The organism is Maritalea sp. YIW29 (genome assembly GCF_057219265.1).
Genome location: NZ_JBXVVF010000001.1, coordinates 1,641,668 through 1,657,140, shown reverse-complemented (window position 1 = coordinate 1,657,140; position 15,473 = coordinate 1,641,668). Strand labels below are relative to the sequence as shown.

20 protein-coding genes are annotated in these 15,473 nt (G+C 49.5%); 7 read left to right on the top strand and 13 right to left on the bottom strand.

Features of this window, described 5'->3' with window-relative positions:
* Positions 1 to 12 precede the first annotated feature (12 nt).
* Positions 13 to 810, bottom strand: coding sequence for a CAF17-like 4Fe-4S cluster assembly/insertion protein YgfZ (gene ygfZ / locus AC2D8L_RS08030; RefSeq protein WP_484684921.1), 798 nt, complete (start codon positions 808 to 810; stop codon positions 13 to 15).
* An 89-nt stretch (positions 811 to 899) separates the two neighbouring features.
* Here ygfZ and AC2D8L_RS08025 point away from each other — a divergent pair, with 89 nt between their 5' ends.
* A complete protein-coding gene (locus AC2D8L_RS08025; RefSeq protein ID WP_484684920.1) occupies positions 900 to 2,231 on the top strand; it encodes a dihydroorotase in 1,332 nt (443 codons plus the stop codon).
* A gap of 13 nt (positions 2,232 to 2,244) precedes the next feature.
* Here AC2D8L_RS08025 and AC2D8L_RS08020 read toward each other — a convergent pair whose 3' ends face one another.
* The 6 genes from AC2D8L_RS08020 to AC2D8L_RS07995 all read right to left on the bottom strand — a co-directional run bounded on the left by AC2D8L_RS08020 (position 2,245) and on the right by AC2D8L_RS07995 (position 5,709).
* Positions 2,245 to 2,931: a hypothetical protein gene (locus AC2D8L_RS08020; protein WP_484684919.1), complete on the bottom strand. Its 687-nt coding sequence runs from the start codon at positions 2,929 to 2,931 to the stop codon at positions 2,245 to 2,247.
* Between the two features lie 59 nt (positions 2,932 to 2,990).
* Positions 2,991 to 3,251 carry a hypothetical protein gene (locus AC2D8L_RS08015; protein WP_484684918.1) on the bottom strand — a complete coding sequence of 87 codons (261 nt, stop codon included), beginning with the start codon at positions 3,249 to 3,251 and terminating at the stop codon, positions 2,991 to 2,993.
* A 92-nt stretch (positions 3,252 to 3,343) separates the two neighbouring features.
* Positions 3,344 to 3,676 (bottom strand): TIGR02301 family protein, encoded by a 333-nt coding sequence (locus tag AC2D8L_RS08010; protein ID WP_484684917.1) that lies wholly within the window; start codon positions 3,674 to 3,676, stop codon positions 3,344 to 3,346.
* Between the two features lie 108 nt (positions 3,677 to 3,784).
* A complete protein-coding gene (locus AC2D8L_RS08005; protein ID WP_484684916.1) occupies positions 3,785 to 4,795 on the bottom strand; it encodes a DUF3179 domain-containing protein in 1,011 nt (336 codons plus the stop codon).
* 78 nt (positions 4,796 to 4,873) lie between these two features.
* Positions 4,874 to 5,281 carry an NUDIX hydrolase gene (locus AC2D8L_RS08000; RefSeq protein ID WP_484684915.1) on the bottom strand — a complete coding sequence of 136 codons (408 nt, stop codon included), beginning with the start codon at positions 5,279 to 5,281 and terminating at the stop codon, positions 4,874 to 4,876.
* Positions 5,278 to 5,709, bottom strand: coding sequence for an Lrp/AsnC family transcriptional regulator (locus tag AC2D8L_RS07995; RefSeq protein ID WP_484684914.1), 432 nt, complete (start codon positions 5,707 to 5,709; stop codon positions 5,278 to 5,280). The genes AC2D8L_RS08000 and AC2D8L_RS07995 overlap by 4 nt, the downstream gene beginning before the upstream one ends.
* A 119-nt stretch (positions 5,710 to 5,828) precedes the next feature.
* Between AC2D8L_RS07995 and AC2D8L_RS07990 the strand changes: the two genes are divergently transcribed.
* From AC2D8L_RS07990 to AC2D8L_RS07980, 3 genes are all read left to right on the top strand, one after another.
* Positions 5,829 to 6,737, top strand: a complete 909-nt coding sequence (locus AC2D8L_RS07990; protein ID WP_484684913.1) for a DMT family transporter — start codon at positions 5,829 to 5,831, stop codon at positions 6,735 to 6,737.
* Between the two features lie 12 nt (positions 6,738 to 6,749).
* Entirely contained in the window at positions 6,750 to 7,142 is a 393-nt protein-coding gene (locus tag AC2D8L_RS07985; RefSeq protein ID WP_484684912.1) for a VOC family protein, read from the top strand.
* Between the two features lie 80 nt (positions 7,143 to 7,222).
* A complete protein-coding gene (locus AC2D8L_RS07980) occupies positions 7,223 to 7,966 on the top strand; it encodes an SOS response-associated peptidase (protein ID WP_484684911.1) in 744 nt (247 codons plus the stop codon).
* A gap of 24 nt (positions 7,967 to 7,990) precedes the next feature.
* Here the strand turns inward: AC2D8L_RS07980 and AC2D8L_RS07975 are convergent, their stop codons facing one another.
* Positions 7,991 to 9,409: an FAD-binding oxidoreductase gene (locus AC2D8L_RS07975; RefSeq protein WP_484684910.1), complete on the bottom strand. Its 1,419-nt coding sequence runs from the start codon at positions 9,407 to 9,409 to the stop codon at positions 7,991 to 7,993.
* A gap of 105 nt (positions 9,410 to 9,514) precedes the next feature.
* Here AC2D8L_RS07975 and AC2D8L_RS07970 point away from each other — a divergent pair, with 105 nt between their 5' ends.
* The 3 genes from AC2D8L_RS07970 to aroC all read left to right on the top strand — a co-directional run bounded on the left by AC2D8L_RS07970 (position 9,515) and on the right by aroC (position 12,204).
* Positions 9,515 to 10,315, top strand: coding sequence for an enoyl-ACP reductase FabI (locus AC2D8L_RS07970; protein ID WP_484684909.1), 801 nt, complete (start codon positions 9,515 to 9,517; stop codon positions 10,313 to 10,315).
* Positions 10,316 to 10,365: 50 nt separating this feature from the next.
* Entirely contained in the window at positions 10,366 to 10,974 is a 609-nt protein-coding gene (locus AC2D8L_RS07965; RefSeq protein WP_484684908.1) for a histidine phosphatase family protein, read from the top strand.
* A gap of 108 nt (positions 10,975 to 11,082) precedes the next feature.
* A complete protein-coding gene (gene aroC, locus AC2D8L_RS07960; protein WP_484684907.1) occupies positions 11,083 to 12,204 on the top strand; it encodes a chorismate synthase in 1,122 nt (373 codons plus the stop codon).
* A 108-nt stretch (positions 12,205 to 12,312) separates the two neighbouring features.
* Here aroC and AC2D8L_RS07955 read toward each other — a convergent pair whose 3' ends face one another.
* The 5 genes from AC2D8L_RS07955 to AC2D8L_RS07935 form a co-directional block, all read right to left on the bottom strand.
* A complete protein-coding gene (locus tag AC2D8L_RS07955) occupies positions 12,313 to 13,053 on the bottom strand; it encodes a TlyA family RNA methyltransferase (RefSeq protein ID WP_484684906.1) in 741 nt (246 codons plus the stop codon).
* On the bottom strand, positions 13,046 to 13,648 hold the full coding sequence (locus tag AC2D8L_RS07950) for an SCO family protein (RefSeq protein WP_484684905.1): 603 nt from the start codon (positions 13,646 to 13,648) through the stop codon (positions 13,046 to 13,048). Before AC2D8L_RS07950 ends, AC2D8L_RS07955 begins: the two co-directional genes overlap by 8 nt.
* 122 nt (positions 13,649 to 13,770) lie before the next feature.
* Complete coding sequence (locus tag AC2D8L_RS07945; protein ID WP_484684904.1) at positions 13,771 to 13,989, bottom strand: DUF6500 family protein; 219 nt, start codon at positions 13,987 to 13,989, stop codon at positions 13,771 to 13,773.
* 2 nt (positions 13,990 to 13,991) lie between these two features.
* Entirely contained in the window at positions 13,992 to 14,240 is a 249-nt protein-coding gene (locus AC2D8L_RS07940) for an exodeoxyribonuclease VII small subunit (RefSeq protein WP_484684903.1), read from the bottom strand.
* Between the two features lie 5 nt (positions 14,241 to 14,245).
* Complete coding sequence (locus AC2D8L_RS07935) at positions 14,246 to 15,214, bottom strand: histone deacetylase family protein (RefSeq protein ID WP_484684902.1); 969 nt, start codon at positions 15,212 to 15,214, stop codon at positions 14,246 to 14,248.
* Between the last annotated feature and the right edge of the window lie 259 nt (positions 15,215 to 15,473).

The following is a 15,473-nucleotide window of genomic DNA, read 5'->3' as shown; positions in this document are numbered from 1 at the left end:
AATGTTTGCGTATTAAGAATCGCTAAAACCGTAACTTGCCCACTTAGGGATCGCAAGTTGAACCGCTTCGCCATTGTTCGTGCAGTTCTCAGCGTCAGCAACCTTGTCCAATCGGACAAGAGCTATGCCTTTATCGTGTGACAGTGATGTAACATTGCCGACAGATTTCTCGTCGCTCAATATGGGTTCTGCTGAGTTCAACGATGAACCAACGACCTGAACAGGTCGTTTTCGTGCAGTACCGCGATGCTGCATACGGGAAACAACCTCTTGGCCGATATAGCAACCCTTTTTGAAGTCGACGCCTGCCAATTGGTCCATACCAATATCATGAGGAAACACACTGTTTGGCGCGAAATCAGGGCCCATTTCCATGATGGATTGGTCAATCCTGGCCTTGTGATAATTGGCTGGTTCCGCGTCCCAATCTATTTCTACTTCCGAATAAGTGCGGTAACCCATTTTTGGTCTAGCGTCTTGAACACCGCCCTCAATTGGTTCTGCACACCAACCCACCTTGAGGTCTTCTCGCGGCGCAATCGTCAAGTCCGCCCGCATTTTGTAGAGCCGCATTCGCTTGGAAAAACTTTCCAATTCGCTGGTCGGAATATCAAGCCGAAATCCCTCATCAAAACTTGAAATCAGACCCTCAACCAAGATCTTCCCCTGTGGCGCTAGCAGCGCAAACCAACGGGCTTGATCTTCAAGCGGCGTCGAAAGGTTACAGGTGAGTGTATCATGCAGCAATTTTTGTGCATCTGGGCCAGATATCTCGACCACACATCGGTCTAGTTTGACAATTTTCCCCATCAATCGCTCCTTCTGTCTTGCTCTTAAGTCGAGCATCGCGCTACACCCGATGAAACCAATCCATATCAGCTTCTTTAGGACGCAGCAGCATGAATGCCAAATTTGACACTATTTTTCTTAATGGAACTATTGCCAATCACAATGGTGTCACCAAAGGCGATGTTGGCATCATAGATGGCAAAATTGCGGAAATCGGTGATCTTGCGGGTCGGGACGCGACCGAGACAGTTGATTGTGCGGGTTTGCACATCTTACCCGGTGTCATTGATACGCAGGTGCATTTTCGCGAGCCCGGCAACGAGCATAAAGAAGACCTTCTGTCCGGCTCCCTTGCAGCCGTTATGGGCGGTGTGACCGGCGTATTTGAAATGCCCAACACCAACCCGCTAACTGTCGATAAGGCAACGTTTGAAGACAAAATTTCACGCGCAACGCACCGTATGCATTGTGATTTTGCATTCTATATTGGCGGCACCCACGACAATGTGGATCAATTGCCAATGCTCGAGAAATTGCCCGGTTGCGCAGGTGTAAAAGTGTTTATGGGATCGTCCACCGGCTCATTGCTCGTTGAAGACGATGATGGGGTGGAAAAAATCCTCCGCGCGATTTCTCGGCGTGCGGCGTTCCACTCGGAAGATGAACCAAGATTAGAATCACGTAAACATTTGCGCGCGGATGGTGATCCGAAAAGCCATCCGGTTTGGCGCGATGTCGAAGCAGCGGTGAAGTGCACCAAACGTCTTTTGGCTTTGTCCAAAAAGACCGGCAAACGTATCCACGTACTTCATATCTCCACAGCAGACGAAATGGCGCTATTGGCTGAACATAAGGACCTTGCGAGTGTCGAAGTAACACCGCACCACCTGACGCTGGACGAAACGGCATACGATAAACTTGGCACCTATGTGCAAATGAACCCACCTGTGCGCGACGCGACCCACCGGGCCGGCATTTGGCAAGGTGTAGATGCGGGCATTGCGGACATTTTGGGCTCTGACCATGCGCCACACACCAAAGAAGAAAAAGACCAACCTTACCCAAATTCGCCTTCTGGCATGACAGGAGTGCAAACATTGGTGCCGGTCATGTTGGACCATGTGAACAAGGGCAAAATGACCCTTGAGCGGTTTGTCGATATGACCAGCCACGGCCCAAATCGTCTGTTTCAAATCGCTGGGAAAGGGCGCATTGCTGTTGGGTATGATGCGGATTTGACCATTGTGGATATGAAGCGAAAGGTGACCATTTCAAATGATTGGATCGCTTCAAAGCCTGGTTGGACGCCCTATGATGGCGAGGAAGTTCAGGGCTGGCCGGTAGGCACAATCATTCGCGGCAACAAAGTGATGTGGGAAGCAGAGCTGGTTACGCCAAATCAGGGTGAACCAATGTTGTTCGCAGAATCACTAGCAAACTGATCCGGGTTAGGCGCTAGTCACCAGCGACGAAATAGCGCCATTCACCATTTGCATCGATGCCAACGCGATAAAAATACCAGCCGCCAAACAATTGCATTTCCTCAAGATCAAGGTGGCTGACGATTTTGTAGACATCCACCAGTTCGGACGGGCTTAGATTTTGCAAATCATGTGTCGCGTAGGCAGGCCAGACAAATATCTCTGGCTCCCCATCTTGTGCGGGTACGATCGAATAAGGCGCTTCAAGCAGCTCAATCATGATGGCCAACAACTCGCGGCCCTCGCCATCATTTGACGAGGATCGCAAATATTCGATTGGCTCTGCTGTATCGCCAAAGGTGAGAACAGGCGGGTTCGTTTGCCGCATGATCAGGGCGCGAAACTTTTCGACATCACCCGATTTTGCAATATCCATCAGTGTGTTACGCGTTTGCGCAACAGTTTCGGGCAGTTGCGAGAGGTCGCGCAGAATTTCCCGATTTTGAAACGGTTGCCGCGTATCTTTTCCTGGCCCGTCCGGCAAAATGATGCGCTCATTCGGATCGAACGCATCGCCGTCTAGCTGTTGAGCATTTTGGACATTGTCCGGGGATGTGGAATAAGAATAGACGCTTTGGGGCGCTAGAACGGCAAGCGCCAAAAAAGACGAAACGAAAAGGGGCGAAAAAATGCCGTGCTTTGTTTTAGATCTTAAACTCAACGCAGATACTCCCCGACGGTTCTGGTTGATAGTGACACAAATTGGGTCAGAAGTAAGAACTATTGCAAGGTTTTATCGACTGTATATTCGCCTTGAATAACTTTGTCTGGAATGCGCTTCATCAATTCTGAGATTGCCGTTTCCCCGTAATGCTCAACCAATGTGGCAAGTCCGGCAAAAAGCGCAGCATGAGCCAGTGCCTCAGTTTCGACCTCTTCGTCTTCGGCATTGCGCCATGCTTCGGCCAAATATTCTAGTGCACGTTTACGTGCTGCGTCCTCGCGCTCAAAAAGCGCCTGACTTTTCTCAAACTGAAACATAGATGCAATACTCCTGACAAGGGAGATGTAGCATGCGAATTTGGCAAGGTAACCAAACAAATGATCAAAAGGTTAACGCGCAGGGGAAAACTTTATTCAGCGAATCTAGAGTGGATGTTTTTGGCGATTTGCGCACCTTCATCCACAAACCGTTCCATGGCTAAACGAGCATTCTGGGTGCATTTTATGTGAAGGCGGCTAAAATCAAAGTAACCGTCGTTGAATGCACCTGTGAGCCGAGCGCGTCGGTCTTCGTCAACTTCCTCAAGCTCCATCAATTCGCTCATCTCCGCCCGCCAATCATTGCCTGATTGAATGCAAAGATCGTCCAAATGATAAAGAGCGCCCATGATTGATGCAAAGCGCTCTAGGTCTTCTTGGTAAGGCGGGTCAATAGCCAGCACGTTTGGTGTTGAAAACAACATAATCGAACTGGCTAAAACCAATATTTTGAGACGTGAGAAAAACAAATCCAAATCCAAACTGTTCTATTCTCACTTTTGCCAGAGGAATGTGGCAATCTCAAGCAATCATTATTGCACAATCTCCAAGTTCGGCAAAAAGGCGCGCGCGGCAAATGCGAATGTTATTTCATGCACAACGGGATCACCGTTTGCATCTACCACTTCTATATTGCCGACGTCGCGCCCCTCGGAAATGCGAGATGAATCCAGTGCTGAGGCTTGGCCTGCGCTCCAGCGGAACTCGATGCCATTCATGGAAAAGTTCTCTTCCTTACTCAGCTTAGGCAGTGCAACGGCGAAGGGCTCGTCGCCCTGGATAAGCACAACCCGCACCATGCCATTTATGTCTTCTGGCAATTCGCCACGGAACAAAAATGGTTGAAACGAGCTATCATAGCCAGCATAGGGATTGCGGCCCAATTGCGAACTGCGACGGTTATCGGGAATGAGAATTTCGCCTTCAGGATAAGTCTCTTTAAACAGATCAAGGCTCATCAAGCGTGATGGGTAGGACTTGAGTTTGTCGCCAGCATGAACACCGGCTAACCCAGCACCATCAAATTGCTGCCACCATGTTTGCGAGGTGCGGTCATACATAATCAGGTCAGAATTTCGTAGCTTGCCTGAAGTGCCAAACTCGACGGTTTCCCCGTCAATACGGCGGTCAAACACAATGGATGTATTGCATAAGGGGCAGAATGTTACCGCAACCGGCGTGTCGCCGAAATTGTCATTTACGATTTCGTGCCACATCATAATGCGCAGCGGGTAGGCCCGTGCAATGCCATTCAGTTCAAAGCCAATCACGGGTTCATTGCCCGGAATGACGGTGTCATCAGATGCAAGACCAAACTTTGGATCGTCGATTGAAGGAATATTGTCTCGGCCAATAACGTCTGTAACATCCCAATAGGGGATGGTGGCGAGCGTAAAGTCCGTCTTCCACCCTTCTAGTTCCCAGCGTCTCGGTGTCTCCTGAGCTTCCCAAAGTGGAATTGTGTCCGCCAATACTGGAGCAGTGGAAAAACCGCCCGCGCTAATTGCGATCACGGCGAGTATTTTTGCAAATTTTAAAACCATGCCATCCTCCTATTGTTGCTCAACGATAACGGCTGGTGTGAATAAGACAATTCAAACCTCGTAACGCTTATGTGAGGATCAACAGGCGCTGCTTTGCTTAAGCACTGTTCTTGCCGTTTGAATTGAAGCATCCAAATTTGGGGTTGTCGGCCAATTGGCGACATCGCCAATGGCGACTACGCGGGCATCTGCAGCATCGTCTAAAGCTTTTGCGCTTCCAATATCTGCATAGGCGGCGAAAACATGAAGGTCGTGTCGTGGCGTTTCAAAACTGATGGAGTGGACGAACTTGGGCACCGGGACCACTAGCCCGGTTTCCTCAAGCAGTTCGCGTTTTACGGCGGCGATAAATGTTTCGCCCAACTCAACCCGACCGCCCGGAAGGCTCCAAAGCCCTTTAAAGGGTTGTTTGCCACGCTGGATCAGCAAAATGCGTTCGCCGTCAAACAATGCTGCACTCACCGTATGAACAGGTTTGCCGCTCATAGGGGCGGTAATCTGCGTTTGACGGGCGAAGCTTTTACAATCGAAGTGTTCGTGCGTGCATGTTCTGAGATCCGGTCAAGGATCAAATCGAGCTGTTCAATCGACTTCAAATAGAGTTTGCAAACAAAACAATCATCGCCCGTTACTTTGTCGCACTCGACAATTTCTGCGGTGTCCATAATCAGTTGCTGCACCATTTTGAGCTTGCCTGGCATTGGGTTGATGCGCACAACCGCCCGCAACGGATAGCCAATTTGAGTGTGGTCGACCCGCAACGTATATCCACCAATGACGCCACGTTCTTCTAGGCGCTTTAGCCGTTCCGACGTGCTTGGTGAAGAAAGGCCCACAGTTTGTGCAAGCAGTTTCAGAGGTGTCTTTGCGTCTTTATGCAAGATTTTGACGATTTGACGGTCAACATTATCCATTTAGGTCAAACTCTATTACTGTCTAATTTTAGAACGTTGAATTCGACTTTATACCTTTTATTTCCCATTTTCAAGTTGCCCGTATGCGCCTAAATTGAACGCAACAAAGGAACTGGAAAATGAAAAACTCATCAATCGGCATAATTGAAATGGTCGCCGCCATGCTCATATCCGGCACCATCGGCTATTTCGTCGTTGTTTCTGAACTGCCAATTTTTAATGTGGTGTTTTATCGTTGCTTGCTCGGTGCAGTGACGCTTTTTGCCTTGTGCTGGACACTAGGGTTCGTCAAACGTGAATACTTCACCAAGCGCGTCGTGGTGTTGGGCCTAATTAGCGGTGTCACTGTGGTGATAAACTGGGTGTTGTTGTTTTCGGCATTCTCAAAGGCGTCGATCACCATCGCCACGGTGACCTATCACACCCAACCCTTTATGCTGGTGGCATTGGGCGCAATTTTCCTTTCTGAAAAATTGACCGCTCAAAAGGTCGTCTGGCTTTGCGTCGCATTTGTTGGAATGATCTTTGTGGTGCAAGCGCGCGCCGCTGGCGGTGAAGGTGGAACTGATTATTTGCTTGGGATTTTGATGTCTCTTGGGGCTGCATTTCTTTACGCAATCACGGTCATCATTGTGAAGCGGTTGAAGGGTACACCACCCCAATTGGTGGCCATGATCCACGTTAGTGTTGGCACGCTGATGCTAGCGCCGCTAACAAATTGGGCGGTGCAACCAGAAACGCAGGTGCAATGGATCAGTGTGTTGGCGCTTGGTATTCTATGCACCACCATCATGTATGCGATCATGTATGACGCGTTTCAAAAGCTGACAACATCGCTCACGGGTGCACTGTCATTTGTCTACCCAGTGGCGGCAATTATTGTGGATTATGTGGCATTTGACCGGCAACTCACCATGGGTCAGTGGTTTGGTTCAGCTGCAATTCTGTTCGCGGCATGCGCCATGACCTTGGGTTGGCAATTGCCATTTATCGGGAACCAAGCTGGTGCAAATAAAAGTCGAATCTAGTAGTCTCACAAGATGAAACAATTTGTCGGCGCCATTTCGCTTGTCGTCCCTGATTATGATCAGGCGATTGAATTTTACGTCAGCAAACTTGGGTTTGATCTGAGTGAGGATACAACCCTTACCGCCACCAAACGGTGGGTTGTTGTCACGCCTAAAGGCGGAAACGGCTCAAGCTTGTTGTTGGCGAAGGCCGACGGTGAAGATCAGAAGTCGGCAATTGGAAATCAAGCAGGTGGTCGCGTCTTTTTGTTCCTAAATACCGACAATTTTGACCGGGACTACGCCAACTATCAGGCTGCTGGTGTGCAATTTTTGGAAAAGCCGCGAAAAGAGCCTTATGGCACGGTTGTTGTGTTCCAAGACCCGTTTGGCAACAAATGGGATTTGATTGAATCATCTAAATGAAACATCGGGATGACCCAATCAATGCTTGATCTGAACGTTTGTTTCGCTCAGCCTATGCAAAACTGATTTGGCGAAATGCGATGTGTGGACGATTAGACCTCAACAATACAAGAGAAGAAGTTGCCAAGGTTTTTAAGACCAAGGCCGGGTTACCGTTTCCGCCGCGCTACAATATTGCGCCAACTCAGCCTGTTCTAACGGTAGTTGACCAGCCAGCAGGTAGAGACGCGGCTTTGATGCGTTGGGGGTTGGTACCGCATTGGGTCAAGGATCCGCGCGAGTTCTCAATTCTCATTAATGCGCGAATTGAAACGATATTGGAAAAGCCGTCATTTAAATCATCAATAAAGAACCAACGCTGTGTGGTGCCCGCCAGTGGCTATTACGAATGGTTGCGCCGGGGCGACGACAAACAACCTTTCCACATTTCCCGCCAAGATGGCGAGATGCTTTCGCTCGCCGGCATTTACTCGGTTTGGGAAGGCCCAAATGGCGAAGAAGTCGACACGATGGCAATCCTGACCCAAGAGGCAACGGGAAAGCTTGCCGAAATTCACCATCGCACGCCTGTACATTTGGACGAAGAACAAACCGAACTCTGGCTAGATACGAAAAGTGTGACCGCCAAAGAAGCATTGACGCTCGTACAACCTTTAGAGCGCACAGATATGAAAACCTATCCAGTGTCTAAGCAAGTCAACAATGCACGCAACGAAGGCAAAGAACTGTTGAAAGAAGTCCCATTGGAGGACGTGTCAAATGAGACCTCTGCTAAGAAGGCGGTGAAATCTGCGCCGCCAAAAGGCCAGCTCGACCTTTTCTAACAACCACAAACTGGGGTCTAGACCCTAGTTTCGTTTTGCCAGCACTTTACCGGGGTTCAATATCCCCTTAGGATCAAGCGCCTGCTTAATCGCATACATCATGTTGAGCGCGACGGGGTCTTTTTTTTCTTGCAGCAAGTGGGCCTTCATTTGGCCGATACCATGTTCTGCTGAGATCGAGCCATTTAGTTCATCAACGATCGCATAAATCGCGTCATGAACCGCGTTGGCATGGGTTCTAATTTCGCCCTTTGGCATGTCAATCGGGGCCAAAAAGTCATAATGAATATTGCCATCGCCCATGTGACCAAATGCAAATGTGCGAATGCCGGGAACAGCCTTTTCCGCAGCTTTGTCGCAACGTTCAATCAGCTCAGGAATATCGCGGACGGCAACGGATATATCGTGCTTGATGCCGTCAGCTTCTCTTGTTTGGCATTCAGCAAAATTTTCGCGCATCAGCCACATCATTTTGCGATCCGCCAGAGAATTGCAAAGCGATGCGTCTGAGATCAGACCTTCCTCAAATAAGGCTTCCAATGTGTCGGTGAGGGCACCTGCTTCTTCCCCATCAAATAGTGAAAATTCAATCAGAATATGCCAAGGGCTGCTGTCAGATCTCGGGTCACGTTCCGCCAAACCGTGTTTGAGCTGCAAATCAATGCCCAACGTCGGCAAGATTTCAAAAGACGTGACTTTGTTGCCACTCTTATGGCGCACCATTTCAAGCACTTTCACCCCGGCTTCTGGGCCTTCAATGTTTAACAGCGCGGTTTCAAACGTCGTTGGGCGCGGGAACATTTTAAGTGAGGCCGCCGTGATGACGCCAAGGGTGCCTTCGGCACCAACCAAAAGGTCTTTCAGGTCATATCCAGTATTGTCTTTGCGCAGTTTTGATAGCCCGTTGTAAAGACTACCATCTGCTAAGACCGCTTCCACACCCATGCAAAGGTCGCGCGAATTGCCATAGGCTAAAACCGCTGTGCCGCCCGCATTTGTGGAAAGAATGCCGCCAATTTGGCACGATCCTTCTGACCCCAACGATAGGGGAAAGAGGCGGTTTACATTTTCAGCAATTTGCTGTGCTTCTAAAACGGTGGTGCCCGCCTCAACAATCATGACATTCGTTGCTGGGTCGACGTCACGTACTGTTTTCAGTTTTCGTAAGGAAATGATGATCTCTGCGCCGTCCATAGCAACCTGGCCGCCGACCAGCCCCGTATTGCCGCCTTGCGGCACGACGGATACCTTGTTGGTATTTGCCCACCGAATGACCTTTTGTACATCCCCAACGCTCGTTGGTGTTACGATGAGCGCAGGAGATATGTTGTACAGACGCCTCGGCTCTTCGACAAAATTCACCATCTTGTTTGGTTCAGAAATGACGTTGGCTGAACCGATAAGTTCAGATAGTGCGTCAAGCATTGTGGCAGGTGTCGTCATTTGATAAGGGCCGCATCTTTTGTGGGAACAATCGCACGAGAACTTGCCCGTTTGATCAGCCTGTGTCAAAACCCAAATTGAGGTTTTTACATTCGGAGTGCATATATGACTGATGGCAATTTGATGCAGGGCAAGCGCGGCGTGATTATGGGCGTGGCAAACAAACGTTCGATCGCCTGGGGAATTGCAAAAGCATTAGCCAGCCAAGGCGCTGAAATCGCCTTCACCTACCAGGGCGAAGCGTTAAAGCGTCGGGTCGAACCGTTGGCCGAAGAAGTTGGCTCAGACATGGTCGTCGAGTGCGACGTGACTGATGCGGACGCCATGGACAAAGCATTTGGTGAAATTGAGGCCAAGTGGGGTAAAATCGATTTTCTTGTTCATGCCATTGCATTTGCTGACAAAACGGCGCTTGAAGGTCGTTACATCGACACAACTGTTGATCAGTTCACCCACTCAATGAATATCTCAGCCTATTCACTGGTCGCTGTTGCCAAACGTGCACGGCCGTTGATGAGCGAAGGCGGTTCAATTCTTACACTGACCTATTACGGTGCGGAAAAAGTTATTCCAAACTACAACTTGATGGGCGTGGCGAAAGCCGCATTGGAAGCATCAGTTCGTTACCTTGCTGCTGATCTTGGCCCTGAAGGCATTCGGGTGAACGGCATTTCAGCCGGCGCGATCAAAACACTTGCCGCTTCAGGCATCGGTGATTTCAGAAAAATGTTGTCTTATGGGGAAGTCAATTCACCTCTTCGTCGTAATGTTTCGATAGACGAAGTGGGTGGCGCTGGCATGTACCTGCTTTCTGATCTGTCTTCAGGCGTAACAGGTGAAATCCATTACGTTGATTCAGGTTACAACGTTATGGGTATGTCGGTTCTTCAAAAAGAAGAAGAGTAGTTTCGGGGCAGCCAATTCGGCTTTAACCCCTTTAAATGAATTGGTATCCTATGTCCGGTGACAGCTGGCCGCTTATCTATTTTATCCGCCATGGCCAAACTGATTGGAATGCCGCGCAGCGCTTTCAAGGGCAGCGCGACATCCCTTTAAATGACTTTGGTCGCGAACAGGCCAAGGGCAATGGTCGTACGCTCAGCGCCTTGCTGGCTCAGCACGACACCGACCCATCTTCTCTAGATTGGTATTGTTCACCACTTGGCCGCACGCGCGAGACCATGCACTTGGTGCGTGCCCAATTTGATACCCAACTTCCCACCGTTACTTACGATGATCGATTGAAAGAAATTTCTTTCGGCATTTTGGAAGGCGTATTGCTTTCTGAAATGGCAGAGCAATACCCTGATGAATTTGCTGCCAGAAACAAATCAAAATGGGATCATTTGCCACCGAAGGGCGAAAACTATCAAATGCTCGTGGAGCGTCTCTTTGATTTTGGATCACAATTGCGTCGCCCATCCGTCATCGTGGCCCATGGCGGCGTCGTCCGTGCGCTCAGAGGGTGCCTAACTGGCGAAAAGGGCCCTGAGCTCGACGGTTGGCCTGCCCCCCAAGACAAAGTGATGTGCTTTGAAGGCGGCAAGTTCTCTCAATTTGGCTGAAACTGACGATGTCGATGCTGAACCGAATGATCTTGCACGCGCTTGACCAAAATCGCAGCGAACCCTAGAACCGTTGCACCACAAGAATTTTCAACGTCTGGGCGCTAAATGTCACATAATTCCTTTGGACACCTTTTTCGATTTACAACTTGGGGCGAAAGCCACGGGCCAGCATTGGGCGTGGTCATTGATGGTTGCCCGTCTGGCCTAAAAATCGATGCGGAGACAATCCAGTTGGATCTTGATCGTCGTAAGCCCGGCCAATCCAAATACACCACCCAGCGACGCGAAGCGGATCAGGTGAAAATTCTGTCCGGTGTGTTTGAGGATGATCGTTCCGACGGCCAAAGAACCACAGGTACACCGATTTCGTTGATGATTGAAAACACCGATCAACGCTCAAAAGACTATGGCGAAATTCGTGACAAATATCGCCCAGGTCATGCTGATTTCACCTACCATCAAAAATATGGCATTCGCGATTATCGCGGCGGCGGTCGCTCTTCGGCCCGCGAAACTGCGGCACGTGTTGCTGCGGGGGCAGTGGCAAAACTGGTGGTTCCAGAAGTCAAAATTCGCGCTTCGCTCGTACAAGTTGGTCCTCACAAAATTGACTATTCACGCTTTGATTGGAATGAAGTCGACAATAACCCATTCTTCTGTGCGGACCCTGTTGCAGCAAAAGAATGGGCAACATATTTGGATGGCATTCGCAAAGAGGGTTCATCAGTTGGTGCGGTTATTGAAGTCGTCGCAGAAAATGTTCCTGTTGGTTTAGGCGCACCAGTTTACGGCAAACTGGATCAAGACTTAGCCTCTGCCATGATGTCCATTAACGCGGTGAAGGCCGTTGAGATTGGCGCTGGGTTTGAAGCTGCAGAATTGACCGGTGTGGCCAATGCAGATGAAATGCGGGCAGGGGAAGACAAACCCTATTTCCTTTCAAATCATGCTGGCGGCATCTTGGGCGGTATTTCAAATGGCGATCCGGTGGTTGTTCGATTTGCGGTGAAACCGACATCTTCAATTCTTGTTCCGCGTCAAACGGTGAACGAGAAAAATGAAGATGCAGACATCATCACCAAGGGCCGTCATGACCCTTGTGTGGGTATCAGAGCGGTTCCGGTTGGGGAGGCTATGATGGCGTTGGTTCTGGCTGATCACTTCTTGCGCCATCGCGGTCAAACGGGCAGAGAAGGTGGCATTGGTCACCGGAATTCCAACAGCTAAATCGTGATTTTTCGTCAAATATTCTGCATGCGCAAAGTCGGATAAGTGATTTATTTGAATCACTAAATCGATTTAGCTCATGTTGAATCTGAAGTTGAGGTGTGGCGGCTAGGCCTTTGAAAAGACTCGTAGATATTCTTCATTGCCATCGGAACCCGTAATCGGTGATTTTTGTATCAGGAGATCGTTCCAGCCCGCTTGGGACATAAAGGTTTTGAAGCGGTCTAGTGCCGCTTCGGTTGCGGTTTGGTCCCGAACGACGCCACCTTTGCCAACATGTTCTCGTCCGACTTCAAATTGCGGCTTGAACAGCAAAATAGCATCAGCATTTGGCGCGCATAAATCAAGCGCTGGGGACAGAACTTTCTCGAGGGACACAAAACTGATGTCACAAACTAGCAGATCGATTTGCTCGCCGATGAGGGCGCGATCTAAATCAACAGCGTTGGTTTTGTCGAGTTGAACAACTCGACTGTCAACACTAATTTCAGGCGCCAATTGAGAGTGTCCAACATCCACCGCGTAGATTTTCGCGGCACCATGTTCCAACAAGACTTGGCTAAACCCGCCGGTGGAGGCACCTAAGTCTAAACAGGTCTTACCTGCCGGATCGATATTGGAGGCTTCAAACGCTGATTTGAGTTTCAGTGCCGCGCGAGAGACATAATTCTGTGCGGGGTCGTCAACCGCGATTTGCATTTGTGCAGTGACGCGGAAACCGGGTTTGGTCACGACCTTACCGTCGACTTTTACGGTACCGCGCACAATTGCGTCCCGTGCGCGGGCGCGAGAGCGGGAAAGCCCCCGCGCTTCAAGTGCAACATCTAAGCGATGCGGTTCACTAGCCATTATTTTCCATCAGGCGTTTTAATTTGGCCATCGCAATGTCTTTGGCTTCGCCATATCCTATGGTGCCAAATAGATCACCAGATTTGTCGAGCAAGAAAAGCGTGGCGGTGTGATTGACCAGATAGTCCGATGCGCCTTCGCTTTCGACCCGTTCGCCGACAATGCCAAATGTCTTTTTGACGTGATCAACTTGCTCAACAGTGCCCGTTAAGCCGACCAAGTCGTCGCCAAATGAGGAAAGGTAGCTTGCGAGCTGTTCGGGTGTGTCACGTTCAGGATCAACAGAAATGAACACAATGCGAACGTCTTCACCGGTAAGGCCTAGTTCATTGCGCCATCCTGTGCTTTCAAAAAGCGTTGTGGGGCAAACGTCTGGGCAGAAGGTATAGCCAAAGAACAACATTGTCGGTTTGCCAGCAAAGTCAGCCTGGGTAAATTCGCCGCCGCTTGTTTGCTGCAAGGTGAAGTCGCCACCAAACTGCACGATCTGTGACTGTTTGGGTTGGGTTTGCTGATAAACGGTGAACAATGTTGCTGCTATTCCAACAGCAACAACAAGACCCCAAAGGATCATACGAACGCGGGATAGTGACATCTTATTCCTACTAAACTTGAATTTCGCCAACTTGGTTGGAAATCAACTTAGTTGAGAAAATGCGCATTGGCGATGCGGCGAAAAGGCCAAATTTCTTCAATTATTCGTCAGCCAAAACCCAACTATGCCCCAGACAAAATCATAGATTTGATTTTGTGCGCCTTTTCAAAATGATCAAGCTTGTGGGTTGATATCCACCAGGTTGCAGCTTCCATCAGCATTTCTGGGTTATCGTTTCTGTTTTTGAAAAACGCATAAAATGAAAGGCCAACATTGTCGCCCTTTTGTGCCATTTTTGCGTCGCAAACCTCAATGACTTTTTGACGTAAATTCTCGCGCATCTCTAACTGTCCAGTGGCGCGGTGCCGGTCGGATTGCCATCGCGGTCCAACGTGATCTTTTCGATCCGTGCCTCAGCCTTGCGCAATAGATTTTCGCAATGGGCTTTCAACAGTCCGCCACGCTCATAAATGTCGATGGATTCTTGCAATGGCGCTTGGCCACCTTCGAGTTTGCCCACGATCTGTTCAAGTTCGGTCAATGCGTCTTCAAAGCTCAGCGCTTCAATAACGGCTTTTTGATCTTCGCTCACTCAAACTACTCCTCATGTTTGAAACTGATATGATCGATTGCGGGGCCATTTACGCCGTGTGCCAGCATAGATAAATGCGCAGCGACACCTTGACCCAAGCCATCAAGATTATATCCGCCTTCTAAAAGTGATATGATTCGATTGTCGCAACGCTTGCCGGCAATGTCCATCAATTTGCCAGTGATCCACGCAAAATCGTCAGGCTCCCAATTTAGGCCTGCCAATGGGTCGCGCCTATCGGCATCAAACCCAGCCGAGATCAAAATTATATCGGGATTAAAATTGTCGACCGCAGGCAGAATGACATCATTATAGGCAAGCCGCATCTCGTCGCCAGCAGTGTTTGCTGACAACGGAGCGTTGAAGATATTACCGGCACCTGTTTCATTGAGCGCTCCGGTGCCCGGAAATAGTGGCATTTGATGGCTAGACGCATAAAGAACGTTCGGGTCGGTATAAAAAATGTCCTGCGTGCCATTACCGTGATGAACATCAAAATCCACAATGGCGACGCGCTCAAAGCCTTTTTGCTGTGCAATACGCGCGACAATTGCGATTGTGTTGAACAGGCAAAAGCCCATTGGCGTCAGGCGCTCAGCATGGTGACCCGGCGGGCGAATGGCGCAGAATGCATTGTCAAAGTTCCCCGTAGCGACATCATCCAAGGCGCTTAAACCTGCACCGATGCCGGTCATCACGGCGCCGAGGGAGTCTTTTGATATATAAGTATCGCCATCAATGGGCGACATGCCTTCCACCGGACGAAGAGACTTGATCTTGTCGACATATTCTTTCGGGTGCACTTCAAGTGCAAAATCTAGACCTGCGCACGCGGCTTCTTTGGTCTCAATATCGGTGAATTGAGGCAGCGCAAAAACCTTGTTCAGCCGTCGCAAACGATCCGCGCGTTCAGGATGACCTGCTGGTGTGGCATGGTCCAATCCCTGAGGCTGAGTTATTAAAATTGTCGACATTTAGGCCCTGTGGATGGATTGGAGATAGATTTCGCCGGAGCAATCCTTGTTCAAGATCAGGCAAAATCGGCGAAAGCGATGCCATAGCATCGGTGAGAAGGTTTTGACCAGAGATTGGGCAAGAAGTGCCCGGCCCAACGGGTGAGGCAATTTGCTGCAAACGAGCATCAAAATCCCTTTGACCGTATACAAGATACGCTCTGCAGGGCTTTTAAGTCTATTTTTTGCCAATTGTCTCACGAAATCTGTCTTCAATTCA

Coding starts and splice junctions, on each gene's coding strand:
- ygfZ (WP_484684921.1), bottom strand. CDS start 810: ATGGGGAAAATTGTCAAACTAGACCGATGTGTGGTCGAGATATCTGGC.
- AC2D8L_RS08025 (WP_484684920.1), top strand. CDS start 900: ATGAATGCCAAATTTGACACTATTTTTCTTAATGGAACTATTGCCAAT.
- AC2D8L_RS08015 (WP_484684918.1), bottom strand. CDS start 3,251: ATGTTTCAGTTTGAGAAAAGTCAGGCGCTTTTTGAGCGCGAGGACGCA.
- AC2D8L_RS08010 (WP_484684917.1), bottom strand. CDS start 3,676: ATGTTGTTTTCAACACCAAACGTGCTGGCTATTGACCCGCCTTACCAA.
- AC2D8L_RS08005 (WP_484684916.1), bottom strand. CDS start 4,795: ATGGTTTTAAAATTTGCAAAAATACTCGCCGTGATCGCAATTAGCGCG.
- AC2D8L_RS08000 (WP_484684915.1), bottom strand. CDS start 5,281: ATGAGCGGCAAACCTGTTCATACGGTGAGTGCAGCATTGTTTGACGGC.
- AC2D8L_RS07995 (WP_484684914.1), bottom strand. CDS start 5,709: ATGGATAATGTTGACCGTCAAATCGTCAAAATCTTGCATAAAGACGCA.
- AC2D8L_RS07990 (WP_484684913.1), top strand. CDS start 5,829: ATGAAAAACTCATCAATCGGCATAATTGAAATGGTCGCCGCCATGCTC.
- AC2D8L_RS07985 (WP_484684912.1), top strand. CDS start 6,750: ATGAAACAATTTGTCGGCGCCATTTCGCTTGTCGTCCCTGATTATGAT.
- AC2D8L_RS07980 (WP_484684911.1), top strand. CDS start 7,223: ATGTGTGGACGATTAGACCTCAACAATACAAGAGAAGAAGTTGCCAAG.
- AC2D8L_RS07975 (WP_484684910.1), bottom strand. CDS start 9,409: ATGACGACACCTGCCACAATGCTTGACGCACTATCTGAACTTATCGGT.
- AC2D8L_RS07970 (WP_484684909.1), top strand. CDS start 9,515: ATGACTGATGGCAATTTGATGCAGGGCAAGCGCGGCGTGATTATGGGC.
- AC2D8L_RS07965 (WP_484684908.1), top strand. CDS start 10,366: ATGTCCGGTGACAGCTGGCCGCTTATCTATTTTATCCGCCATGGCCAA.
- aroC (WP_484684907.1), top strand. CDS start 11,083: ATGTCACATAATTCCTTTGGACACCTTTTTCGATTTACAACTTGGGGC.
- AC2D8L_RS07955 (WP_484684906.1), bottom strand. CDS start 13,053: ATGGCTAGTGAACCGCATCGCTTAGATGTTGCACTTGAAGCGCGGGGG.
- AC2D8L_RS07950 (WP_484684905.1), bottom strand. CDS start 13,648: ATGTCACTATCCCGCGTTCGTATGATCCTTTGGGGTCTTGTTGTTGCT.
- AC2D8L_RS07945 (WP_484684904.1), bottom strand. CDS start 13,989: ATGCGCGAGAATTTACGTCAAAAAGTCATTGAGGTTTGCGACGCAAAA.
- AC2D8L_RS07935 (WP_484684902.1), bottom strand. CDS start 15,214: ATGTCGACAATTTTAATAACTCAGCCTCAGGGATTGGACCATGCCACA.